Raw genomic sequence first — 23,659 nt, forward strand, 5'->3', positions numbered from 1 at the left:
TGAATGCAATACAGCGTAATTTCCAGAATTCGATAACTTTATTTCACCTTGGCAAAATATATTTTTCTAAATTCATAGGGGTTATTGTCAAATACTTATGGAAATTAACCGATGCATCATTTGCTATTTTTTGTTGTTTCCAGAGGACTTTATAATCCGTGAACGCCACGAATCCCATGCTTGATATCAGTTCACACACGCCCATGATGCAGCAGTACCTGACGGTCAAACAGCAATATGCGCATGCCTTGGTGTTTTACCGTATGGGTGATTTTTATGAGCTGTTTTTTGAGGATGCCCATCGCGCGGTCAAGCTGCTAGGCATTACCCTGACCCATCGCGGCAAAAGTAATGGCCAGCCAATTCCCATGGCAGGCGTGCCTTACCATGCGGCTGAAAGCTATCTGGCAAGGCTGGTCAAGGCCGGTGAAACCATTGCCATTTGTGAACAGGTGGGAGAGGTTACTGGCAAAGGTCCGGTTGATCGGCAAGTGGTGCGGATTTTAACACCGGGCACGCTCACCGATGACGCACTGTTGCCCAGCCATCAAAGTGCAAGTTTAGCAGCCTTGTGTTTTGATAAGGATAAAGTGGGCATTGCGGTGCTTGAGCTGAGTTCAGGGCAGTTTCTGGTACAGGAAATGCCACTGGATTATTTGCGGCTTGGCATTGAGCTGGCCCGTCTGGCCCCAGCCGAAATTTTAATTAGTGAAGATGTTGAAAATACCGCCACGGTTAAACAATTGCGTCAGGATATTGAAACGCCTTTAACCCGCCGCCCGAATGTGGATTTTCATCCCGGCAATGCTGCCGATGTGTTATGCCGACAATTTAAGGTGAGTACGCTGGCCGGATTTGGCGTTGAGCATTTAAAACTGGCTCAAGCGGCGGCGGCGGCCCTGCTGCATTATGCCAGTGAAACCCAAAAAACCAGCCTGCCGCACATCCAGCGTATTCGTGTGGAAAGCATGGATGCCTTTATTGCGCTTGATCCGGTTACCCGGCGCAATCTGGAAATTACCGAACCCCTGTTTGAGCATGGCACGTCCCTGCTTAAACTGGTAGACCGTTGCCAAACCGTCATGGGTTCACGCCTGCTGGCCCGCCACCTGATGCAGCCACTGCGTGATACCAAGCTACTGGAACAACGACAAGATGCCATTGACGACATCTTAAAAGGTTATCATGAAGAAGCCATCCGCGTGGCGCTGTCCAGCATTGGCGATATTGAACGGGTACTGGGACGTATTGCACTGAATACGGCACGTCCGCGTGATCTGGTCATGCTCCGCCAAGCTTGTGCGCAGTTACCATTTGTTCACCACGCCCTGCACCCCGCCCTGCATCCAAAAAGTCTGGTACTCAGCCAGCTTGCCAGCCAATTGGGCAGCTTTAACCATGTATTTGACTTGCTCAAGCAGGCCGTGGTTGAAATACCACCGGTGCTACTGCGTGAAGGTGGCGTGATTGCAGCAGGTTTTGATAGCGAACTGGATGAACTACGCCAGATTCGCGACCATGCCAACCAGTTTTTGCTGGATATGGAACAGCGCGAACGTGAAAACACCGGTATTGCCACCCTGAAGATTGGCTATAACCGGGTTAGTGGTTATTACATTGAACTGACTCGCGCGCAAAGTGAGTCGGCACCCGCACACTTTATTCGCAGGCAAACCCTGAAAAATGTTGAGCGCTACATTACGCCAGAGCTTAAAACCTTTGAAGATAAAGTACTGTCCAGTGAATCACGTGCCCTAAACCGCGAAAAGCAGTTATTTGATCATCTACTGGATACACTGCGTCAGGAACTGGCGGCGCTACAAGGCATGAGTGCCGCTGTTGCCGAGCTGGATGTACTGGCCAACTGGGCGGCCCAAGCCCGTAACCGCCAGTGGATACGCCCTACCTTCCAGCCCGAATGCGGTATTGATATTCAGGCCGGACGCCATCCGGTAGTGGAGTCATTAATCCAGGCTTCGTTTACGCCCAACGATGTCAATTTAAATGAAAAACACCGGCTTGCCTTAATTACCGGCCCCAATATGGGGGGCAAGTCCACTTACATGCGGCAAACTGCGCTCATTTGCATTCTGGCCTATTGCGGCAGTTTTGTGCCTGCCAAACAAGCCAAGCTTGGCCCGATTGACCGGATTTTTACCCGGATTGGCTCTGCTGATGACCTCTCCAGCGGCAAGTCAACCTTCATGGTGGAAATGACTGAAACTGCCCAAATCCTGCATCATGCCACCAGTCATTCACTGGTCTTGATGGATGAAGTAGGCCGTGGTACCAGCACTTATGACGGCTTGTCGCTGGCGTGGGCCTGTGTGCTGGATCTGGCCAAGCGTATTCAATGCCTATGCCTGTTTGCTACGCATTATTTTGAGCTGACTGAACTGGGCCAGCAGGCCGGTATTGACAACTATCATGTGGCCGCCAAGGAAATTAATGGCGACCTGATTTTATTGCATCAGGTACGTAGCGGCCCAGCCAGTCAAAGCCATGGCATACAGGTGGCCAAGCTGGCCGGTATTCCGGCATCCGTGCTGAAAGAAGCCCAGCAGCGCCTGAAAATTCTGGAGCGTCAGCAAAGTAAATATATTGGCACTGCCCATCAAAATGACCTGTTTGATTTTGATACCGCGCCAGAACACATTGTGGTAGAGCCGCAAATCCAGATTGTTGAAGTGGAAAAACCATCACCCGTGCTGGAGCAACTACAACAAACAGACGTTGATAATCTGACACCACGGCAGGCACTTGAGCTGTTGTATGCGTTGAAACAATTAATTTAAAATTTAAAGCTCACTAACAGAGAATAAAGCAATAACTGCTAGTGGGCTTTATATATAAGCCTTATAAATATAAAATGTTATTAATTATAAGAAATATAAATTAAATTTAGGATAAATCATAACTATGAGGATTTATCTATGACCTTTGTTGTCACCGAAAACTGTATTAAATGTAAATATCAGGACTGCGTTGAAGTTTGCCCAGTCGATTGTTTCTATGAAGGCCCTAATTTTCTGGTGATCAATCCGGATGAATGTATTGATTGTAATTTGTGTGTAGCAGAATGTCCGGCCAATGCCATTTTCTCAGAAGATGAGCTGCCGGCAGGTCAGGAAGTATTTATCGAAATCAACGCCGACCTGTCACAAAAATGGCCCAACATTACCCAGATTGGTGATCAGCCTGATGACCGTGAAGAATGGAATGGCAAGCCAGACAAGCTACAGTATTTAATTCGCTGAGAACATGGATCGACCTTGAAAAGGTGATCCTACTTCGCTTTATCATTACTAAATTCATTGTCAAATCAGTTAATTTGGCTACTGCTTTCACTTAACATGCTTAATATATAAATAATATCACTAAAAGGAATTGTTACTGACAGGCAAAAGCGCCTAAAATAGCGCCCAATTGCTAACATCATGTTGTAGGGTAGCTGTCGCCATGACCTTTGTTGTCACCGAAAACTGTATTAAATGTAAATATCAGGACTGCGTTGAAGTTTGCCCAGTCGATTGTTTCTATGAAGGCCCTAATTTTCTGGTGATCAATCCGGATGAATGTATTGACTGCGCGCTGTGTGAACCAGAGTGCCCGGCCAATGCCATTTTCTCAGAGGATGAGCTGCCGGCAGGTCAGGAAGTATTTATCGAAATCAACGCCGACCTGTCACAAAAATGGCCCAACATTACCCAGATTGGTGATCAGCCTGATGACCGTGAAGAATGGAATGGCAAGCCAGACAAGCTACAATATCTGGAACGCTAAACGATCTGGATTGCGGATTTTTCCAGCTCAAAAGCTCGCCCACAGCGGGCTTTTTTGTTTTAGTCCTCTTGATAAACCTACACACTGTGAATTGTTTTTTACAAAATTCTGGTGCAATGCAGGCTTGCAAAATCCTCTGGTTGTTACAATATAACATCGACCAGTTTAAAAATTATTTCATGAACAAGGAGTGCCAATGCTACAGCAGACCAAGGCGGGTTTTCCACAGCTTCGTTGGTTGTTCCTGTTGTCCTTGATGCCATTACTGGGAAGCTGTATCAATCCGCCTGCAAAAAAACCGCTGGTACACACGCAGGTGACCCGGCCTACTCAGCCTTTAAAAATTAATAAACTGCCGCCAGAGCTTATGATTGAGCAAAATACTCACTGGCACCGTGCACCACCCTCCAGCTATAACCAGTGGTTAAATGAAGGTTCACACAAGCAACAGGTGAACCGCTACCATAATTACCTGATTCGCCACGATGCCAGCCGGGCAGCGCCCATGTTTGAACTGCTCAAAAGTGCGCGAGACTGGGAGCGTTGTGGCCGTGAACCCTATGCCGTGCCATCCAGTGAGCTGTGGGATAACCTGCTACCTACCTTGAAAGTACTGCAACAATTGCAGGATCAGAAAATTCTGGATGATATTGAAGTCACCTCAGTCTATCGCGATGCTGAATTGAACCAGTGTGCCAATGGCAGTCCCGGCAGCAAGCATGTACATAACTCAGCACTGGATTTCCGTATTGGCAGTGAAAATCCGGATATTGGTGAGCTGGAAAAAATTGCCCGTGCCAAGTATCAGTTATGCAGATACTGGCAAAATAACGGCCAGCGCCTGAATATGGGGCTTGGCTTGTATGCCAGTGGCCAGATCCACATTGATACCCAGGGTTTTAGAACGTGGGGGCCAGATCATACCCATAACAGCTCAATCTGCCCAAGCTAGCTAAAATGTCATAACATCGTCATTACATTTATAAGTGTTCATAGTTAAAAATGGCATTCAAATTATTTTTTGATAAATAAACAGCGTAGTGGCTTAGGAATTTTTTAGCTTACTGCGCCTTTTTATATAGTGATCAACATTGTTTAACCTACTTTAATTTAATGAGTATTAAGTCTTTTTAATTACTAAACTTTCCCGTCCAGCGGTCATGGCCTGCAACCAGCCATTAAACTCATCCTTAAACGCTGCTGCAATGTTTATCTCAAGCTGAATCCCTTTTGCATCATAATGCTGCTGCACAATGTGCACCTCATGGCTTTTAAGGTAATGCTCTACCCGCGCCCATTCGGCAAAACTCACAAAGAAACTGGCCTGTAATGTTTTTACCAGTTTTATCTTGCTGGCTGCCTGTAAACAAAGTTGCGCTGTGCCAGCATAGGCACGCACCAGTCCGCCAGTACCCAGTTTTACCCCACCATACCAGCGATTCACCAGCACAATGACATTGTCCAGTTGCTGGCCTTCAATCACGGCCAGAATGGGTCTACCCGCTGTGCCACTGGGTTCACCATCATCGTTGACCCGGCTTTGGCTATTGATTTTCCATGCCCAGCATTGATGTGTGGTACTGGCATCATGCTGCTGGGCCAGAAATTCCTGTGCCTGCTCGACTGATAAAACAGGTGCCGCAATAGCAGTAAAACGGCTTTTTTTAATGTCCTGCTGAGCGCTAACAGTATTGGAAATAGTAAAATTCATGGCTACAAACTATGCGAAGTACAGGATAACAATATCTGATGATTCATCTTAGCCCAGACGCTCACCCTTGATAAAACAAATTGCAATTAAAATAACTGACCAGCATCACCCAGCCTTGCCATGCCACCGGTAAGCCCCAACCCAAGCCATAGGGTTTAGCAGGAAACCAGATGTTTTCTTTTTTAGATTTTTTAGAATCATTAACCGTCTCATCCTGTTGGATTGGCTGTGTTCATTATGAATTATTGAAGCCTTATACTTTATAAAGGCATGCCTTGAATCAACCAGCATCCATCTTCAAGAGGTAAACGATCTAAAAATCCAGTACAATGCGCGCATCTTTTTGCCAGTAGCTAATCGTTTTGCCATGACGCAGCCTTCGATCCAATCCGAACAACAGCATTTAGAACCTATGCAGCTTGCCGACCAGCCAGATGGGAATGATCAGGCTGAACATGCGCAGGACAATAAAAATGGTAAGGAACACCGTTCTGTACTGACCTTCATGCGTCGCTCATCGCCATTAAATACCTCACAAACACAGGCACTGCAAGACTACCAGCACCTGATTGTTGAAGGGCCTGTGCATGATGCCCGTCAACTGTTTAAGAATCCAGAACACCCGCTCACCGTAGAAATTGGCTTTGGCATGGGCCGTTCACTGGTATTAATGGCACAGGCTGCTCCAGAACGTAACTTTCTGGGGATTGAAGTGCATGTACCGGGCATTGCCCAGTGTGTGTATGAAGCGGGTATGGCGGGCCTCACCAATTTGCGGGTAATGGATGCGGATGCGCTGGAAGTGCTAAAAGGCTTGCCGGATGGATCAATTGACCGCCTGCAATTGTATTTCCCTGATCCCTGGCAAAAGAAAAAACACTTTAAGCGCCGCTTTGTATCGCATGAACGCATGCCTTTGGTGGAACAAAAGCTGGCAAAAGGTGGCTGGTTTCATGCCGCCACCGATTGGGAACATTATGCGACGTGGATGCTTGATGTCTTAGACAATCGGCCTGCCCTAAAAAATGTCTATGGTAAGGGCAATGCGGCACCACGTCCTGACTGGCGGCCAGAAACCAAGTTTGAACGTCGTGGCCATGAAGCAGGCCATGGTGTCTGGGACTTTATTTTTGAGAAAATCTAATCTATTGGATTGGGCTATTTAAGCATGTTTAACATGATGCAAAATAACTGGTTTAAGCCCAAAACTGCCTATATACAGGTGGTTAAAGACTGTTTCAGAATTTATTGCAGTGATAGCCAGCAGCTGTTTAGTGTCGAGGGTAAATTTTCACACCCCCGAATGCTGCTGGGAGATTTTTTACAGGCAGAACGTGCTCTTCAACAGCAAATCAAACAACAGTCTATATTTTCTGGCACAGCCCAGTACCGGGTAATTATTCATCCCAAAGAATTGCTGGATGGCGGCTTAAGTTATATCGAGCAACGTGCTTTTACCGAGCTGTTTAGCAGTCTTGGTTTTCGGGAAGTACGGCTGTGGCTGGGCCATGACTTATCCAGTGAGCAAATCGACCAGTTCGACTGGAAAGCCCGGAACTAGCCTTTAGGGCTTGGTATGCAATTGCATAATCCCTGCACTCAATAACTGGTACAGCTGCTGTAATTGCGGTTGGCTGTCCAGCATGTGCCGGTGCATATCCAGAATGCCCTGATCCTGCCGAACAGCCGGGCCAGTTTGCATCTCTATTGGTGCATGCTCCTGAACTTTGGCTGCTGTTTCCAGAATAAGTGGCTTCAACAAATCAAATTCAACTCCCTGCCCGGTTAAGTAACCATCAGCCACACTATATAAGTAATTGGAAAAATTACAGGCGATGACCGCCGCCAGATGCAGGCTGCGTCGCTGCTGTGTGCTGTAATGATAGACCTGTGGACTTAACTGCCGCGCCAATATATCCAGCTGCTGTAACACTTCTGCATGGCTACCCTCTAACAACAAAGGCACTTGCGCAAAATCTACGGCCTTGCCCTTGGAAAAGGTTTGTAAAGGATAAAACACACCATAATACGGACTGCTGTGCTTGATGGCATCAAGCGCAGTACTGCCCGACGTATGCACAACAAGGCCATCAATATTCAGGCTAGCCAGTTGTTTGGCCACTTCGCCAATGGCACTATCCTTTACTGCAATCAGATACAGATCAGTCGGTTGCAGCTTTTTTAGTTGGTCAATAGGTTGCGCCTTTACCCGTTGTGCCAGCAGTTGGGCATTTTGGCAGTTTGGGCTATAGACTTGAACAATCTGATGCTTTAAATCATATAGGGCGCATGCTAAATGTGTGGCGACATTGCCACTACCAATCAGGCTAATTTTCATTGGATATTTCTTCACCAGTTCAGTTTAGCTTTTACACTAGGATAATTTTACAGTGGGATCACTTCCGCTAGGAGCATCGATGAATTTGCAGGCACAACAGATCACCACTTTAATTAGCCAAAGTGTACCATTATCGGATATGCAGGGCTTTTTTGTAGATAGCATCAATTTGCCTGAAGTTTGCTGCGTATTACCTTTTAAAAGCAGTCAAATCCGGCATGGCAATACCATTTCCGGGCCAATTTTAATGGCGATGGCTGATGCTGCCATGTATGCCCTCATGCTGGCTGTCGATGAAAAAAACCTGGCTTCGGTCACCCGTGATTTTCAGATTCATTTTTTAAGCCGCCCTGCGGCACAGGATTTAACCGCAATGGCTTATCTGGTGAAGGACAGCACCAAGCATGCGCTAATGCGGGTTGAAATTTTATCGGGTAAAAAACTGGTAGCGCATGCAACGGGAAGCTATGCGAAGCTGGGCTAATTTTGCATTTGGTACGCAATATAAGTTGCCTGATAATTTCTGTACCAAGCCAGTTTTTTTGCTTATTTTCTATGCTAATCTGGCTTAAAACAAACAAGGAATGACCTCATGCACAATAACCTGCATCACAACTTACACAACAATAGCCCAGTCAATAAAGACCTTGATTTAACACTGGATCTGGTTATTGCAGCCCCACGGGAGAAAGTCTGGCAAGCACTAACCCAGCCAGAACTCATCAAGCAATGGTTTGCCCCAAAACCCTATACTACGCCTGATTGCCGGGTTGACCTGCGCTGTGGTGGCGAGTTTTATACATTAATGCAGTCACCTGATGGTGAACAATATCCCAATTCCGGCTGTTTTACCCAAGTGTGTGAGCCCGAAGTACTGGGCTGGACTGATGCCTTATCTACTGATTTTAGGCCAGCCGCGCAGTCATTTATGAGCGTACAGATTCGCCTGAGCGACCATGAAAATGTGACAGGCTATCATGTGCATGTGATGCATAAAAATAGTGACGACAAACAGCGCCATGAAAGCATGGGCTTTGTGGAAGGCTGGACGCAATGCGCCAAGCAACTGGAAGCAGTGGCCTGTGGTTTATAACAACTTTCTAAAAAAGCAGATTATAAAACAGGCCTTACTGCCAACAGACGAAGTTTAAACTTTAGCGTTTAGATAAAAAGCTGAAGGGTTTTCCCTTTAACCTTGGCTCCCAGAAACGGGGTATTTTTGCCCTGTGACTGGAACTGGTCATTGCTGACTATCCACTCCTGCTCTGGGTCTACCAGCACCCAGCCGCCAATATCCTGCCACTGGCGTTCAATTCCGGCAATCTGTGCAGGATTCTGGCTAATGCGGGTTGCCAGTTGCAAGGGCGTCAACAAGTCCTGATGTACCAGCGCTGCGCCCAGTGCCATAAACGTATCTACATTGGAAATACCGGCTTCGGTTTCAGCAAATGGTGCCAGCTTGGCCGATGCCGATAGCGGCTCATGGTGCGAGCAAATGGCATCTATCACACCACTGGCAACGCCATGGCGCAACAGCTCACGATCTGCTTCACTGCGTAATGGTGGACGCACATGCGCGAGTGAATTAAAGCCATCAATGGTTTCATCGGTTAAATGCAACTGGTGCATGGCCACATCAGCCGTTACCGGCAACCCCTTGGCCTTGGCTGCCTTAATCAGCTCAACCGAAGCACCACAGGACAACAAACTAAAATGCGCTTGTACGCCAGTGGCTTCAACCATTAGCAGTTGCTTAGCCAATGCTACAGTTTCTGCAATAGCCGGAATACCTGTCAAACCCTGACGCGATGCAGTAAAGCCATCATGCACATAGCCGTCTTTAGCCAATGAATGCTCTTCCGGGTAGAAAAATACTTTTAAACCCAAACTAGCGGCATATTCCAGAGTACGCAGCAGTACATCATCATCAGCAAAGGCAGCGCGTACATTACTCACAGCAATGCAGCCGCCCTGCTTTAAACTGGCCATATTAGCTGGTTGATTGCCTTCCAGACCCTTGGTTTGCGCGCCAATCATGTGCAGGTAAATACCGCCATCATTAAAGGCTTTTTCGCGTAGGCCTTTCAACAGTGCGCCGTTATCCTGCACAGGCTTGGTATCCGGTGGCAGCACCACGTGTAAAAACCCCGCGGCACGTGCTGCCTGCCCTTCGGTTTTTAAGGTGCCATGCTGTTGCTGGCCCGGTTCACGCAGGCGTGCGCATAAATCTACCAGCGCCGGCATCAGCCATTTGCCCTGACCGTCAATGGTTTGATCCGCATTGCTCGTCTCAACCGTTGCAGACTCAATCAGTTTTCCGTTTTCAACAAAAACTGTCCTGACCTCATCAGTTTGGCGAACTGGGTCAAGCACACGCACATTTTTAATTTCAACTTTACTCATGCTGCTTTCCCCTTATACCAGTGCCTGATCCAGTAAACCCTTTGCCTCAAGCTGCCCTTGCATGCTTAAAGCCAGCACCGCCATACGCACAGCAATGCCATAATTCACCTGTTTTAAAATCAGCGACTGCGGGCCATCTGCCACATTCGATGCAATTTCCACCCCACGATTCATGGGGCCTGGATGCATTACCAAAGCATTGGGTGCGGCACGCTGTACCCGGCTTTCGGTCAGGCCATATAACTTATAGAATTCTTCACTAGACGCCAGCAGCGGGGAGCCAATCCGTTCATTTTGAATACGCAGGGCAATCAGCACATCACAGCCTTCTACACCCTTGTCCATATTTTCAAATACCGTCACGCCAAACTCCTCAATGCCATTAGGCAGCAAGGTTTTGGGTGCAATCACACGGATTTCTTTTGCACCGAGCGTTTGCAACGCTTCAATATCGGAACGCGCCACACGCGAGTGCTTGATGTCACCAATAATAGCAACCGTTAACTCGGAAAATGGCTTACCGGCATGACGACGAATGGTCAGCATATCCAGCATGCCTTGCGTTGGATGTGAGTGACGACCATCACCCCCATTAATAATTGCCACATCCGGGCACACACTTTGCGCCATAAAATGCGCTGCACCAGAAGCCCAGTGCCGAATGACAAACATGTCGGCGGCCATGGCTTCCAGATTCCATAGCGTATCACGCAGGGTTTCGCCTTTTTTGGTGCTGGACTGCTGCATATCAATATTAAGCACATTGGCAGACAGGCGTTTGGCCGCCACCTCGAAGGTAGTACGCGTTCTGGTAGACGGCTCAAAAAACAGGTTCATCACCGTGCGGCCTTCCAGCAAAGGACGATTGATAATCTGACCATTTTCGCCTAGAAAGGTTTCAGCGGTTTCCAGAATATGCGTCAAATGTTGTTGTGATAAGCCTTCAATACTCAGAAAATGGCGCAGGTTGCCATACTGGTTTAACTGGATCTGGCTCAAGGTGTGCAAGGCAGCAAGATGCATAAGACAAGGCCTGTATAAACGGTGGGTGCAAACACGGCGCTAGTGTAACGGATAATAAACAGTGAACCCAAGTGTAATTTTATGCTTTAAACCTTGCAAAACGCGGCATCGAATAGGGAGCAATTCCTATCATCATCGCCTGAGATAGCTAAAAATCGGTTAGACTATACAGTTATAAGCTGCATCTTTATTCTGGAACTCATTCATGACTCAATCTGCTCGCCTCAACACTTACTGGGTTACCTGTGCCGATGGTCTGGAAAACCTGCTGGTTGAAGAATTACAAGACATTACCCAGAATCAGGGCGCCAGTATTACAGAAAAAAAAGCAGGCCGGGTCATTATTCAGGGCACACTGGAAACAGCCTATCGCATCTGCCTGTGGTCACGGCTGGCCTCGCGCGTACTGTTGCCCATTCATCATTTTGAACTCGAAAAAACCCATGATGCGCGTGACGTTGCCGAAGAAATTTATGAAGGCGCGGTCAGCTTTGACTGGTCACTGATTTTCTCGCCCAGCAGTACCTTTGCCATTCGCTTGCAAACCGAACGTGAAATCAAGGTAAACCCACAATTTGCCACCTTGCGTGCCAAAGATGGTGTAGTAGACAGCTTTATGGAAGCACAAGGCCGTCGCCCCAGCATTGATACCAAGCAACCCGAAATTACCCTGTTTGTACTGGCTGGCAAGACTGCCCATACCTTTTGTCTGGACTTATCGGGTGACAGCCTGCACCGACGCGGTTATCGCCGCTATATGACCGATGCCCCCATTAAGGAAAATCTGGCAGCAGCTATTTTGCGACTGGCTGGCTGGGGCAAAACCTCTTTTGATCTACTGATTGATCCAATGTGCGGTTCGGGTACATTTATCATTGAAGCCTTGATGATACAAACGGATCGTGCACCCGGCATCCAGCGCCAGTTTGGCTTTATGGGCTGGCATGGCCATGACAATACCTTGTGGCAAACCCTGAAAACCGAAGCGCAGCAACGTCATGACACTGCCCTGCAACAACCACTGCCACAGTTTTATGCCTATGATGCTGACTGGGACGCCGTAAAAGCCACGCGACAAAACATTATTGCCGCAGGTTTTGAAGACTTGCTGGCTCATATCAAGATTGAAGAACGGGTATTGGCCGATTGGCCAGACTTTCAGCTGGAAGGTAAAAAAGCCTTTATCATTACCAATCCTCCTTATGGCGAACGCTTGGGTGATAAAGCCAGTAACCGGGCTTTGTATCAGGGCCTAGCCTGGCAACTACAGAAATTTTTGCCCGATCAGCAGGCTGCCATTCTGGCCTCACATATTGAGCAAGCCGATGTTCTGCCGCTGGAAAATACCCAAACCCTGCGCCTGATGAATGGGAACTTGCCTATTTATGTACGCGATGGCATCGTGGTAAGCAAGCTGGACAAACCGCCCTTTTTGGCCAACTGGCAAGCTACACCGGTAGAAATTGAAGGCGCACAGGATTTTGCCAATCGCTTGCAAAAAAATATCAGCAACCTGAAAAAACAGGCTTTGCGAGAAAATGTAAGCTGCCTGCGTCTGTATGATGCCGACCTGCCCGACTTTAATCTGGTGGTTGATTTATATGACGATAACCTGCATGTACAGGAATACGCACCGCCCAAAACCATTGATCCGGAAAAAGCCAAAAAACGCTTTAATCTGGCACTGGCGGTTATTCGCCAAGTGCTGGGCTTGCCGCGTGAAAAAGTATTTATCAAAACCCGGGCCAGACAAAAAGGCATTACCCAGTACGAAAAGCAAAGTGAAGTCAGCAAACGCTTTATTGTGCAGGAAGGCAATGTCCGGGTTTTTATTAACCTAACCGATTATCTGGACACCGGTTTATTTCTGGATCATCGCCCTATGCGCTTGCGCATTGCACAGGAAGCCAAAGGCAAACACTTTTTAAACCTGTATAGCTACACCTCAACCGTTAGCGTGCATGCTGCGGTGGGTGGTGCTGCCAGTACTACCAGTGTGGATTTGTCCAATACTTACCTGAACTGGTCAAAACAGAACTTTGCCTTAAATGGTTTAACGGTAGACCATCCTGATCAGCAGCACCAGTTTTTTGAAGCTGATGTTTTTGAGTGGCTTAAGGAAGGCCATGAAACCTATGAACTGATTTTTATTGATCCACCTACCTTTTCCAATTCCAAAAAATTTCAGGGAACCTTTGATGTACAGCGCGATCATGCTTCATTGCTCAAACGTGCCATGAATCGGTTAAGTAATGGGGGAACGCTGTATTTTTCCAATAACTTTCAAAAGTTTGAGCTGGATGACGAATTGGCAGCGCGCTTTGATGTTCAGGAAATCACTGAGAAAACGATTGGGTTTGATTTCAAGCGTAACCATAAAATCCATCGGGCCTGGCGCTTTCGTCATCTGTAATTTAAGGTGCTAGACAACAAAAAGCCCAGCATGATATGTCTGGGCTTTTTATATTAAACTGTTATAAAAAACAGCGATCAGTTAGAAAATATACAGCTAGAAAACATGGTAATCACGACGGAATTTTCTGGATTCTTCATTGCCCTGATAGGTCGATGCTTCAATTTCAACAATACCCTGAATATTATTTAGCTCATAACTACCGGTTGAATGATCAAAGTAAAGACTATTAATCTGGCTTAAATCAAACATCTGGGTAAAATTCCCAGCCCATCGAAAACTAAATGGCTCAGAGCCAAAGTCGTTAACTGCAATTTCATTGAGAATATCGATTCCAAACAAGGGGTTGCTGGTAGTAAAATTTACTTCGCGGTCTTTTTTATTCAAAGAAACCTGAATATTGGAAATACCAGTAGCCTGTACCAGATTGGCAAACACATTATTAATGCGGGTATTCTGGTCAATCGCTTCGAGCTGTTGCTCCGTTTGCTCAGGAGTAGGACCAGCATTCTGCAACTGATCCAGTGCCAGTTGCGAAACAGGAATATTATTTTGCAAAAAATTATTATTCAGCTCTACATCATCCAGCGGTGTGGCTGCATAGCTTGCAGTGCTTAATAGCAAAGCAATTCCAACGCCTGCAACGCTTAAATTAAAAGCGCTATCTCTGGAAACAAGTTTCTTGCTGTAATGAGCTTGAGAAACAGGGGATACAAGCAGCCTTTGCATTTAGTCTGACTTCCCATTTTTTGTAATTGATTTCACTCTAACAACTTGTTGCACAAAGTTCAATCAGATTACGATGAGTGTCATTTTGCCTAAAAGGCTAAATGCGTCCGCATTCCAGATAGCTTATTCGCTTGCTGTCAAACTGTTGAAGTGGATTATCCTTAAAGCAGTGAAATGCATGTATTGCTTGCACTTTCTGACTAATAAAAACCTTACGGCAATCACGTCGCGGATCATTTTCAGCCAGTGTAAAGCAAATTGCATAACATTTTCTATCACAGGCTTGCTGATGAGCCGACCTTATAATATTTTCAAATAAATCAGTATCATAAGGATTACATAATACCGAGTGCAGCATCATGTAATTTAGCGTATCGCCCTTTTGGGGCAAACGTAACTGGTGCGTGAGTTTTGCCCAGTAATTGTAAGCCGGTCGCACAAACGAGATGAGCTTACTATAGTCGGCAATGCGGGTTTGCTTGAATGGTTTTTGGTTCCACAGGCCAAACAGCCCAACAATTTGTCCGCCACGTTTTACGATATAAAAATCATTAATGCTTAACCCATTCCAGTATGGCTCCTGCGCAACCAGTCCCTTAAAATCATAGGCAGGCAGAAAATTATAATAATCAGCCATGTGCCGGATAAAGCGGTTTACGGCACTAATATCACCCCGGGTCATATGCGAAATAGACAAATTCCGGTTGGGTTGCTTTTTGGTTTTAAAACCAGTCAGCGTATGGGTTTCCACCTGATCGGACACATAATGTGCTGGCACACCGGGGCGGTTTTCATGCAATACTTTGCGCGCAACGATATTGTCATTCAAAATAACGGTCTGGTAAATTTCATCCAGTGGTAGGCAGTTCTTTACATAGCTCATCAATAAGCTGATTAAGCCCTTACCCCGGGTTGTTTTGCCAATACGCAAATCCCCCACATAGCGCAGTGGTTTAACCGTACCATTAATGAAACAGTTGCGGGTGCCCAGATTAAACATGGCCAGAATTTTTTCAGGCTGCTCATCAGCTACCATCACCAGAACGCGTGGCTGCTCATATTGAGTCCGTGTGGCCTTAAAGTAGCTGGGATAGCGCTCAAATGATAGCAATACGCCATTAGCCGGCATGGATTCGGCAATTAATTTGACCAGTTGCTGATCATCGGCAATGTGAGCAGGCCGGATATGCAAGCCTTCAACCGCTTTGGTTCTATAAGTTTCAATAGATTGTATGGCTGGCTCGGCTAAGGTATCAACAGCAGCGTCAATCATGACTTGTATCCTTTTTATAATGCAGCAGGCACTTGGGCACTGTTTAGTGCATTCATATGAATTTTCTTGAGTGGTTCGGGCTTGATGTTGCCTTCAATCATGCCGCTGTGCATGGCAAGCTGCTTGTAGTATTGCCAGCCATCATCCACACAAACCACCTGTGCCGGTGCAAGCTGGCCCAGATTGCGAGCCAGTTCATAATGGAAATTTTGCTTGAGGTGGTTATCTATTAATGTAGCGCAGGGCTGATTTTGCATGGCCCCTTCAAATACTGCCAGATAATAGGGCTTTGCCTGCCCTTCCGTATCAATGGCCAGCAGGGAAACCGGCTTACAGTGCTGAACCGTTTGCGCAACACTGTGCAAGGTGCTTAAGGCTGAGCTGGGATCAAGTTTTTCACCCACCAGGTCAACCCCGAAACGACGACCCTTAAAGGTAAAACAGGGCAAGCTGCCATAAAACTCGCTGACCACCAGATGATCATCCATGCAATAACGCACCAAGCCACTGCCTGTGGTTAAGATGGGGCTCACCTCATCACCAAGCTGTAATTCCCAGCTTGGTACAATTTTGCCGGTGGTTAAGTTTTCAAACTCATAAAAGTGGCTTTGGTAGGCCAGTGGATAATGGCCATCATAAGGAATGGTCACCACGCCTTCAGTGGCCCACAGTCCCTTGCCTTCAAACCCGGCAAATGGCAGGCGGGTTTGCAATTGCTGCGCCCATGCCTTGGCACCTGCAGTATCCCAGCAGGATACCAGACAAAGGTCTGGCCATAACGCCTGCCAGTCCATTAAGGGCTTGGCCAGCAAGCGCTCCAGTACACGGGCACGGCTACGGGCTTTAGGCGCTTTAACCTCAGCCAGTGAATGCTGCCGCTTGCCCCAGCTTCCGGTAGTTAACACCTGAACAATATCACTGCCCCACATTGGCATATTGTCCAGTAATTGCAGGGCAAAGGTAGGACTCCACACTGACAGCATACTTAAGTGCGCATCGGCCACCAGATAACATAAGGTAGCAAACAAGGCGTCATCCGCACTGTCGGCAAAGGCCACATCTGAAGGAACAGCCTGAGTATACTGGCTTAAAATACGCTTACCCCAGTCCAGCAATACACTGTCATCATTGAGGTTAGCGTCGGTTAACAGATGGCGCTGGCTTTCCGGTAGCCATGAAATGGACCAGTAATGCGAACCCTGCTTTAGCTTGGGATGCAGGCGGTACATGCTGCTTAACCATGGCCCAATTGCAGCATCCAGCTCGTTTAAAAAATCCTGATAGTAGGGAATAAACTTGATGCTTTCGCTTGAACCACTGGTAGGCTGATAGCGCACCAGCTTACTGCGACTAAGGCCCTGATTGCCCTGCCGCATCTGCTCAATACGGGTTTTCCAGTCACTGTAGCGCGTTAGCGGCAACTGCGCAGCAAAGCTTTCATAATTTTTGATACGCTGCTGCGTTTTGGTTAAATGAAGCTGCTTTAAAATTTTTCCCAGCTTTTTACGCTGTACCTGTTCCAGTCGTTTCCGCTGGTTTTTAAAGCGCTGGTCGGCCTTGCGACAAACCAGCGCCAGTGCCTGATGGCTTACTTGCGCAAACAAATTCATGACTTATACCGACTGGGTTTTATTCACTAATAACGCATCAAGCTTGCCCTGGCTCATGGGTTTGGTGATAAACCGCTGGGCATATTTGGCCAGTTCCTGCCAGGTAATTTCACCCACGCACGGTAATTCTGTACCCTGTACCCAGTTGGGATTGCGCTCTTCGAAAAATTTGATCTTAGGATTGTTGCTGCGCATGATTTCGGTAATCGGGGCAACATTTTCTTTAAGTGGCTGATAGTCACTGCCAAAGTTGAGAATTTTGCTAGCCGGATCATAATAATCACCAAAATACTGGCGGCAATAACTGTCAACCACACCAGACAAACGCTGATTTTTTCCCTTGAAATGCGGGTAGTAGGTAAAAAAGTTATTGGCCAATAGCAGATAGGTTTTAAAGCCCTTGGAAATCAGCATCCAGTACACAGGCTCAGTGGGATGCTTCACCTTTTCGGTAATCAGGTAAATGTACATGGCACGCTGCAAAGCCCGGGTACCCCAGAATTCCTTTTCAATCACCGTATCACCGCTAAACAGCGCATGATAGGTTTTATCACCGGCCTTGATGTCACATTTCATCAGGGTTGAGAAACCCACAATACGGCCTGTATCAGGATGGCAGATAATAAAAGCGCCGGTCTTCTTGTAAAAGTCGCTCTGGAAAATATCAAAACTGGTGTTTTCATAATATTTTTCATAAATGCTGTACATGACCCTTAAGTCCTGCACTGAAAATTTTTCCACTTTTTGAAATTTAGCTTTTAATTCAGGCTTGGGTAATTTAAAAAATTTCATGTTGACCGATTCCTACAATTGTTCTGCTTTGAACACAGGTTTTTTAAGATCGGATATTTAACGAAGGATAAGCATATTATTTATATTGGCTGATTGGGCCCCTAAGGAATATGCCTCTAATCTCTATCAATGCTTCAATAGTTTTGACATGACGTTAATTATCCTCGAACATGCTTTTGTCCACCTGAATTTCCCTCAACCCTAATTTTTTATGTGGAAATAGAGATGTCAGCGAAGCGAGGACTGGGAGTTTTTCATACTCCTCATTCACGCACAATGAGAAATAGCTTACAAGCAAGTAAGCCAAAGCGTCAGTTTTTTTATTTTTTAAGCAAAAAATGACAAAAATTGCCAATAAATTCACCAAATTTGCCCAATAAATAAGCCTCTGTCACACAGGCGCCAGAGGCTGTTTTCACACTAAAAATTAACCAGATGAATTAATGGAACTTCACTTTTTCAAAGGTTAGTCCATTCGCTTCCTGCTTAACTTCAATCTGGTCGCCAGCCTGAAATTCGCCGGACAAAATACGCTGTGCCAGTGGATTTTCAATTTCAGACTGGATGGCACGTTTTAAAGGCCGCGCGCCAAATACCGGATCATAGCCCACCTGAATTAGTGCATCAAAGGCTGTATCGTCCAGTTGCAAACCAATTTCCCGCTCATGCAGGCGCGCACGCAGGCGATCAAGCTGAATATCAGCAATGCCCCGAAGCTGCGATTTGCCCAGACTGTGGAAGACTACCACCTCATCAATCCGGTTAATGAATTCCGGCCGGAAATGCTCGCCAACAGCCGCCATCACCGCCGCTTTTACTTCATGCTCAGGTGCTTCACTGCCCAGCTCACGGATAGCATGTGAACCCAGATTGGAAGTCATTACAATAACCGTATTTTTAAAGTCCACTACCCGGCCTTGAGAATCGGTTAAGCGGCCATCGTCCAGCACTTGCAGCAAAATGTTAAACACATCGGGATGGGCTTTTTCAACTTCATCCAGCAACACCACACTATACGGCTTGCGACGCACAGCTTCGGTTAAAGTGCCACCTTCTTCATAACCCACATAGCCCGGAGGCGCACCCACCAGACGGCTAACACTGTGCTTTTCCATAAACTCGCTCATGTCAATGCGGATCATGGCGTCGTCACTATCAAACAAAAAGTTGGCCAATGCCTTGGTCAGCTCGGTTTTACCCACCCCGGTTGGCCCAAGAAACAGGAATGAACCGCTCGGGCGGTTGGGGTCAGACAAGCCAGCCCGCGAGCGGCGCACGGCATTGGACACCGCAACCACTGCTTCATCCTGACCCACTACCCGCTTGTGCAGGAAAGTTTCCATGTTCAGCAGTTTTTCACGTTCGCCCTGCATCATTTTGGATACGGGAATACCGGTAGCAGCACTCACTACTTCAGCAATTTCGTTATCTGTCACTTTGGTACGCAACAGCTTGAACTTGCCCTGTTCCTGATTTTGTTGATTGTCCTCAGCTTGTTCGGCATTGGCAATTTTCTTTTCCAGTTCAGGAATAACGCTATACTTTAAACGTGACATTTCAGCAATATCGCTGTCCCGTTCAGCTTTGGCATAGGCAATCTTGGCGTTATCCAGCTCCTCACGAAAACCTTGTGCACCCTGCACAATGGCTTTTTCGGCCTGCCAGACTTCAGTCATGTCAGCCAGCTCTTTTTCCAGTTGCTCAATCTGGGCAGTCAGCTGTTTTTGCTGCGCAGTGGCATGCTCGTCATGCTTGATGACTTCATATTCCATCTTCAGTTGAACCAGCCGACGGTCAATTTTATCCAGTGCTTCAGGTTTGGAGTCCATCTCCATCCGCAAGCGGCTGGCCGCTTCATCAATCAAATCAATGGCCTTGTCCGGTAACTTGCGGTCGGTAATATAACGATGCGACATGCGGGCTGCGGCAATAATGGCGGAGTCTTCAATTTCCACATTATGGTGCAACTGATAGCGTTCCTTTAAGCCACGTAAAATGGCAATGGTGTCGGCAACACTGGGCTCATCCACCAATACTTTCTGGAAACGGCGCTCAAGCGCTGCGTCTTTTTCAATATACTGGCGGTATTCATCCAGTGTGGTTGCACCCACACAATGCAACTCGCCACGGGCCAGTGCGGGTTTAAGCATGTTCCCAGCATCCATGGCTCCATCAGCCTTACCAGCGCCAACCATGGTGTGCAATTCATCAATAAACAGTATGACCTGACCTTCCTGTTTGGACAGGTCTTTTAGCACTGCTTTTAGGCGCTCTTCGAACTCGCCACGGAACTTGGCACCCGCAATTAAAGCACCCAGATCCAGCGATAAGACTTTCTTGTTTTTCAGGCCTTCAGGCACTTCGCCATTCACAATACGCTGCGCCAATCCTTCAACAATGGCGGTTTTACCTACACCCGGCTCACCAATTAATACCGGATTGTTTTTGGTACGACGGGCCAGCACCTGAATGGTACGGCGGATTTCATCATCACGACCAATCACCGGGTCAAGCTTGCCATTCAAGGCGCGTTCGGTCAGGTCAATGGTATATTTACTCAGCGCTTCGCGCTGGTCTTCATGGTTATTACTGGTCACTTTTTCATTACCTCGAATTTGTTCAATCACGGCACGCAGTTTTTTACTGTCTGCGCCAGCCGTCTCAATAATTTTCTTGCTGGAACCCTGTTCGCTTAAAGCCTGTAATACCCATTCGCTGGAAATATACTCATCACCAGCCTTTTGCGCATAACTATCCGCCAGATTTAAAATCCGCACAGATTCAGGCGTCAGGTTGACATCACCGGTGGGCGTAGCCAGTTTGGGGGCATCATTCAATGCCTGTTGAAGCTTGCTTTGCAAGGTAGCCATATTGGCACCAGCCTGTTGCAATACACTGACATTGCCAGGCTCTTCCAGCAGGGTGGCCAGTATGTGAAAGGCCTCAATCCCCGTGTGATCCCGACCGGCTGCCAAAGATTGCGCATTGGATAATGCTTGTTGTAATCGATCGGTGAACTTTTCAAAACGCATTATTGTATTCCTCCATGACTGATAAAATCAGTCAAACTGAGCGAGTGTTATCGTGTTAAGCCATGAAAATTAGATAAGTGTTTTTTTTGGAGTTTCAAGGGCGTTTTAAATTTTAATTTAAATTATTCAAATATTTAATTCATCGAACAATAGGAATAAATGGAGCTACAAGCCAAAAATTCAATAGAATTGAAGCACAAATTTTAGCTTTTCTCAAAATTTTATTTTAGCTCATATTAAAAATTGACCTCAGTTTCTTCTATTTTTCATAAACATAAAATAACAGCCCGCCAGATATCACAGCTTGCAAATTTAAAGCTTCCAGATTCAAAGCGTGTCTCTTATTTTTATTTTCATTATGGATAGTTACGCTTGATGGATAGTTACGCTTGGTAATTTAACCAATATTTTGGCCTAACAAACACCCTATTACATACTATTGCTTATTAAGGGCATGGGTTAGATGTTTAATGCGGCTATCAATGCGTTTGATCCAGTCGGTATTTAAGCCTGCACAATCCCTTGCGGCCTCAAGTGCCAGTAAAGCAGGCTGTTGCTGGTTCATCAGATGAAGCAAGCCAGCATTGGAAATTAAATGATTGGGACGTTCCAGTAAAACAATTGTGTCACCCACGGCTACCTTGCCTTCTTGCAGCACCCGGTAATACCAGCCGGAAATGGCGTGCTCAGCAATGTAATTGGACAGCAACTCGACCTTATAACGGTAATTGATTTTCCAGCAGGGATTACGCGGTTGTGCCACCTGAATCACGGCTGTACCATACTGATAAATATCACCAATGAATACATTTTCATCGGTCATGTCGGCGCAACTAAAGTTTTCACCGATAGTGCCCTTGACTGCAATGCCATTTAATTCAGGATAGCCTTCTACAATTTTGTCATAACTGGCCTGCGCAAACTGATGCAGTGCCTTTTCCGGCCCGCCATGAAAGCGTCGGTCAGCCTGAACATCCCCCACCAGACCCTCTTTACTGACATAGGCACAATCAACAGGTTGCTTAAAAATTCCAGTATTCTGGTTTTTGGCTTCCCAGTGTGTCAGTTTGCCTAAGTAAAGCTGTTCAATTTGCATGGCCTGATTTTCCGACTGGTTTCTGGCTGATTTTGCCCAATACAATAAAAAAAGCGCCTTCATCAGAAAGCGCTTTTTATCATAGCAATTTATCAGCTGGCATGCTGTTGATTATTGAGCCTACACAGCTTATTTAGTTTAATTGGCATACACCGGAAACTTGGCACAAACGGCAGCCACTTTCTGGGCAACGTCGCTGATGACTTTTTCATCACCCTTGCTGTCCAGAACATCTGCAATCCAGCCTGCCAGATCAGTCACTTCTGCTTCGCCAAAACCACGCGTGGTCACGGCTGGTGTACCAATACGGATACCGGAAGTCACAAAGGGCGAACGTGGATCATTCGGTACAGCATTCTTGTTCACCGTAATGTGCGCCTGACCCAGCCACGCATCCGCTTCCTTACCAGTAATGTCCTGTTTGATAAGTGACAACAGGAACAAATGATTGTCTGTACCGCTGGAAACGATGTCATAACCGCGCTCAACCAGCACCTTGGCCATGGCCTGTGCATTTTTTACCACTTGTTGCTGGTAGGTTTTGAACTCGGGGCTCATGGCTTCTTTAAAGCAAACTGCTTTGGCGGCAATGGCATGCATCAGCGGGCCACCCTGATTACCCGGGAATACCGCAGATTGCAGTTTTTTCTCAATTTCTTCGTTGGCTTTGGCCAGAATCAAGCCAGAACGTGGGCCACGCAGGGTTTTGTGTGTAGTGGTGGTGGTTACGTCTGCAATTTGCACCGGACTTGGATAAACACCAGCAGCCACAAGGCCTGCCACATGCGCCATATCCACCATCAGGTAGGCGCCTACTTTGTCAGCGATATCACGGAAACGCTGCCAGTCCACCACACGGCTGTAGGCAGAAAAGCCGGCAATAATCATTCTTGGCTTGTGTTCCAGTGCCAGACGCTCAACTTCTTCATAGTCAATTTCGCCAGTGTCACAATTTAGGCCATATTGTACAGCATTGTAGCTTTTGCCAGAAAAGTTCACTTTGGCACCGTGAGTCAGGTGGCCACCATGCGCAAGGCTCATGCCCAGCACTGTGTCACCCGCACTCAGCAAAGCCAAAAATACCGCACTGTTCGCTTGAGAACCTGCATGGGGCTGTACGTTGGCATAGTCGGCACCAAACAGTTGCTTGGCACGGTCAATGGCCAGCTGCTCAATCACATCCACATGTTCACAACCGCCATAGTAGCGCTTGCCCGGATAACCTTCTGCATATTTGTTGGTGAGCTTGGTCCCTTGTGCTTCCATTACTGCAGGTGAACAATAATTTTCAGAAGCAATCAACTCGATGTGGTTTTCCTGACGTTGATCTTCGGCGCTGATGGCCTGGGCCAGCTCTGGATCAAAATCGCGAATGGAAATATTGGCAAACATGGCAAACTCTACCTATCAATAAAGGGCTTTTTGGGCAAAGGCAAATAAAACGCGCTACAGTTTA

Annotated in this window: 20 protein-coding genes; 9 read left to right on the forward strand and 11 right to left on the reverse strand. The window is 46.8% G+C overall.

Annotation, left to right across the window (positions count from 1 at the left end; all coding sequences use genetic code 11):
- Window positions 1-158 precede the first annotated feature (158 nt).
- The 4 genes from mutS to BKE30_RS07320 all read left to right on the forward strand — a co-directional run bounded on the left by mutS (window position 159) and on the right by BKE30_RS07320 (window position 4,735).
- A complete protein-coding gene (gene mutS / locus BKE30_RS07305) occupies window positions 159-2,795 on the forward strand; it encodes a DNA mismatch repair protein MutS (protein ID WP_076877950.1) in 2,637 nt (878 codons plus the stop codon).
- A 138-nt stretch (window positions 2,796-2,933) separates the two neighbouring features.
- The gene (fdxA, locus tag BKE30_RS07310) at window positions 2,934-3,257 is read left to right on the forward strand and encodes a ferredoxin FdxA (protein WP_076877951.1); all 324 of its coding nucleotides are present in this window, start codon (window positions 2,934-2,936) and stop codon (window positions 3,255-3,257) included.
- A gap of 202 nt (window positions 3,258-3,459) precedes the next feature.
- Window positions 3,460-3,783: a ferredoxin FdxA gene (gene fdxA, locus BKE30_RS07315; protein WP_076877952.1), complete on the forward strand. Its 324-nt coding sequence runs from the start codon at window positions 3,460-3,462 to the stop codon at window positions 3,781-3,783.
- Window positions 3,784-3,979: 196 nt separating this feature from the next.
- The gene (locus BKE30_RS07320; protein WP_076877953.1) at window positions 3,980-4,735 is read left to right on the forward strand and encodes a D-Ala-D-Ala carboxypeptidase family metallohydrolase; all 756 of its coding nucleotides are present in this window, start codon (window positions 3,980-3,982) and stop codon (window positions 4,733-4,735) included.
- Window positions 4,736-4,903: 168 nt separating this feature from the next.
- Here the strand turns inward: BKE30_RS07320 and BKE30_RS07325 are convergent, their stop codons facing one another.
- Entirely contained in the window at window positions 4,904-5,494 is a 591-nt protein-coding gene (locus BKE30_RS07325) for an IMPACT family protein (RefSeq protein WP_076877954.1), read from the reverse strand.
- Window positions 5,495-5,906: 412 nt separating this feature from the next.
- On the opposite strand from BKE30_RS07325, the gene trmB reads away from it, so the two are divergent.
- On the forward strand, window positions 5,907-6,638 hold the full coding sequence (gene trmB, locus BKE30_RS07330; RefSeq protein WP_076877955.1) for a tRNA (guanosine(46)-N7)-methyltransferase TrmB: 732 nt from the start codon (window positions 5,907-5,909) through the stop codon (window positions 6,636-6,638).
- Between the two features lie 33 nt (window positions 6,639-6,671).
- On the forward strand, window positions 6,672-7,055 hold the full coding sequence (locus BKE30_RS07335) for a hypothetical protein (protein ID WP_076877956.1): 384 nt from the start codon (window positions 6,672-6,674) through the stop codon (window positions 7,053-7,055).
- A gap of 3 nt (window positions 7,056-7,058) precedes the next feature.
- Here the strand turns inward: BKE30_RS07335 and BKE30_RS07340 are convergent, their stop codons facing one another.
- Window positions 7,059-7,832: a Rossmann-like and DUF2520 domain-containing protein gene (locus tag BKE30_RS07340; RefSeq protein WP_076877957.1), complete on the reverse strand. Its 774-nt coding sequence runs from the start codon at window positions 7,830-7,832 to the stop codon at window positions 7,059-7,061.
- Between the two features lie 79 nt (window positions 7,833-7,911).
- Between BKE30_RS07340 and BKE30_RS07345 the strand changes: the two genes are divergently transcribed.
- Window positions 7,912-8,316, forward strand: a complete 405-nt coding sequence (locus BKE30_RS07345) for a PaaI family thioesterase (RefSeq protein WP_076877958.1) — start codon at window positions 7,912-7,914, stop codon at window positions 8,314-8,316.
- A gap of 108 nt (window positions 8,317-8,424) precedes the next feature.
- Window positions 8,425-8,925 (forward strand): SRPBCC family protein, encoded by a 501-nt coding sequence (locus tag BKE30_RS07350; protein WP_076877959.1) that lies wholly within the window; start codon window positions 8,425-8,427, stop codon window positions 8,923-8,925.
- Between the two features lie 68 nt (window positions 8,926-8,993).
- Here the strand turns inward: BKE30_RS07350 and BKE30_RS07355 are convergent, their stop codons facing one another.
- Together BKE30_RS07355 and BKE30_RS07360 are read right to left on the reverse strand one after the other, a co-directional pair.
- Window positions 8,994-10,235 carry a dihydroorotase gene (locus tag BKE30_RS07355; RefSeq protein WP_076877960.1) on the reverse strand — a complete coding sequence of 414 codons (1,242 nt, stop codon included), beginning with the start codon at window positions 10,233-10,235 and terminating at the stop codon, window positions 8,994-8,996.
- Window positions 10,236-10,247: 12 nt separating this feature from the next.
- A complete protein-coding gene (locus BKE30_RS07360) occupies window positions 10,248-11,258 on the reverse strand; it encodes an aspartate carbamoyltransferase catalytic subunit (protein ID WP_076877961.1) in 1,011 nt (336 codons plus the stop codon).
- Between the two features lie 205 nt (window positions 11,259-11,463).
- On the opposite strand from BKE30_RS07360, the gene rlmKL reads away from it, so the two are divergent.
- Window positions 11,464-13,671: a bifunctional 23S rRNA (guanine(2069)-N(7))-methyltransferase RlmK/23S rRNA (guanine(2445)-N(2))-methyltransferase RlmL gene (gene rlmKL / locus BKE30_RS07365; protein ID WP_076877962.1), complete on the forward strand. Its 2,208-nt coding sequence runs from the start codon at window positions 11,464-11,466 to the stop codon at window positions 13,669-13,671.
- A 96-nt stretch (window positions 13,672-13,767) separates the two neighbouring features.
- On the opposite strand, the gene BKE30_RS07370 is transcribed toward rlmKL, so the two are convergent.
- The 7 genes from BKE30_RS07370 to glyA all read right to left on the reverse strand — a co-directional run bounded on the left by BKE30_RS07370 (window position 13,768) and on the right by glyA (window position 23,595).
- Window positions 13,768-14,400, reverse strand: a complete 633-nt coding sequence (locus BKE30_RS07370; RefSeq protein ID WP_143253680.1) for a hypothetical protein — start codon at window positions 14,398-14,400, stop codon at window positions 13,768-13,770.
- 97 nt (window positions 14,401-14,497) lie between these two features.
- Window positions 14,498-15,673 carry a hypothetical protein gene (locus BKE30_RS07375; RefSeq protein WP_083698482.1) on the reverse strand — a complete coding sequence of 392 codons (1,176 nt, stop codon included), beginning with the start codon at window positions 15,671-15,673 and terminating at the stop codon, window positions 14,498-14,500.
- Window positions 15,674-15,687: 14 nt separating this feature from the next.
- A complete protein-coding gene (locus BKE30_RS07380) occupies window positions 15,688-17,283 on the reverse strand; it encodes a GH3 family domain-containing protein (protein ID WP_076877964.1) in 1,596 nt (531 codons plus the stop codon).
- A gap of 3 nt (window positions 17,284-17,286) precedes the next feature.
- A complete protein-coding gene (locus tag BKE30_RS07385) occupies window positions 17,287-18,075 on the reverse strand; it encodes a hypothetical protein (protein ID WP_076877965.1) in 789 nt (262 codons plus the stop codon).
- Window positions 18,076-18,515: 440 nt separating this feature from the next.
- Window positions 18,516-21,107 (reverse strand): ATP-dependent chaperone ClpB, encoded by a 2,592-nt coding sequence (gene clpB, locus BKE30_RS07395; RefSeq protein WP_076877967.1) that lies wholly within the window; start codon window positions 21,105-21,107, stop codon window positions 18,516-18,518.
- Window positions 21,108-21,543: 436 nt separating this feature from the next.
- Complete coding sequence (locus tag BKE30_RS07400; RefSeq protein ID WP_083698483.1) at window positions 21,544-22,266, reverse strand: MOSC domain-containing protein; 723 nt, start codon at window positions 22,264-22,266, stop codon at window positions 21,544-21,546.
- Between the two features lie 75 nt (window positions 22,267-22,341).
- On the reverse strand, window positions 22,342-23,595 hold the full coding sequence (gene glyA / locus BKE30_RS07405) for a serine hydroxymethyltransferase (protein ID WP_076877968.1): 1,254 nt from the start codon (window positions 23,593-23,595) through the stop codon (window positions 22,342-22,344).
- Between the last annotated feature and the right edge of the window lie 64 nt (window positions 23,596-23,659).

It is taken from the genome of Alkanindiges hydrocarboniclasticus, from assembly GCF_001982605.1.
GTDB classification, from domain to species: Bacteria; Pseudomonadota; Gammaproteobacteria; order Pseudomonadales; family Moraxellaceae; genus Alkanindiges; species Alkanindiges hydrocarboniclasticus.

Bases quoted from the DNA above. Each gene is read 5' to 3' on its own strand.
- fdxA (WP_076877951.1), top strand. From the start codon at position 2,934: ATGACCTTTGTTGTCACCGAAAACTGTATTAAATGTAAATATCAGGAC.
- fdxA (WP_076877952.1), top strand. From the start codon at position 3,460: ATGACCTTTGTTGTCACCGAAAACTGTATTAAATGTAAATATCAGGAC.
- BKE30_RS07320 (WP_076877953.1), top strand. From the start codon at position 3,980: ATGCTACAGCAGACCAAGGCGGGTTTTCCACAGCTTCGTTGGTTGTTC.
- BKE30_RS07325 (WP_076877954.1), bottom strand. From the start codon at position 5,494: ATGAATTTTACTATTTCCAATACTGTTAGCGCTCAGCAGGACATTAAA.
- trmB (WP_076877955.1), top strand. From the start codon at position 5,907: ATGCAGCTTGCCGACCAGCCAGATGGGAATGATCAGGCTGAACATGCG.
- BKE30_RS07335 (WP_076877956.1), top strand. From the start codon at position 6,672: ATGATGCAAAATAACTGGTTTAAGCCCAAAACTGCCTATATACAGGTG.
- BKE30_RS07340 (WP_076877957.1), bottom strand. From the start codon at position 7,832: ATGAAAATTAGCCTGATTGGTAGTGGCAATGTCGCCACACATTTAGCA.
- BKE30_RS07345 (WP_076877958.1), top strand. From the start codon at position 7,912: ATGAATTTGCAGGCACAACAGATCACCACTTTAATTAGCCAAAGTGTA.
- BKE30_RS07350 (WP_076877959.1), top strand. From the start codon at position 8,425: ATGCACAATAACCTGCATCACAACTTACACAACAATAGCCCAGTCAAT.
- BKE30_RS07355 (WP_076877960.1), bottom strand. From the start codon at position 10,235: ATGAGTAAAGTTGAAATTAAAAATGTGCGTGTGCTTGACCCAGTTCGC.
- BKE30_RS07360 (WP_076877961.1), bottom strand. From the start codon at position 11,258: ATGCATCTTGCTGCCTTGCACACCTTGAGCCAGATCCAGTTAAACCAG.
- rlmKL (WP_076877962.1), top strand. From the start codon at position 11,464: ATGACTCAATCTGCTCGCCTCAACACTTACTGGGTTACCTGTGCCGAT.
- BKE30_RS07370 (WP_143253680.1), bottom strand. From the start codon at position 14,400: ATGCAAAGGCTGCTTGTATCCCCTGTTTCTCAAGCTCATTACAGCAAG.
- BKE30_RS07375 (WP_083698482.1), bottom strand. From the start codon at position 15,673: ATGATTGACGCTGCTGTTGATACCTTAGCCGAGCCAGCCATACAATCT.
- BKE30_RS07380 (WP_076877964.1), bottom strand. From the start codon at position 17,283: ATGAATTTGTTTGCGCAAGTAAGCCATCAGGCACTGGCGCTGGTTTGT.
- BKE30_RS07385 (WP_076877965.1), bottom strand. From the start codon at position 18,075: ATGAAATTTTTTAAATTACCCAAGCCTGAATTAAAAGCTAAATTTCAA.
- clpB (WP_076877967.1), bottom strand. From the start codon at position 21,107: ATGCGTTTTGAAAAGTTCACCGATCGATTACAACAAGCATTATCCAAT.
- BKE30_RS07400 (WP_083698483.1), bottom strand. From the start codon at position 22,266: ATGAAGGCGCTTTTTTTATTGTATTGGGCAAAATCAGCCAGAAACCAG.
- glyA (WP_076877968.1), bottom strand. From the start codon at position 23,595: ATGTTTGCCAATATTTCCATTCGCGATTTTGATCCAGAGCTGGCCCAG.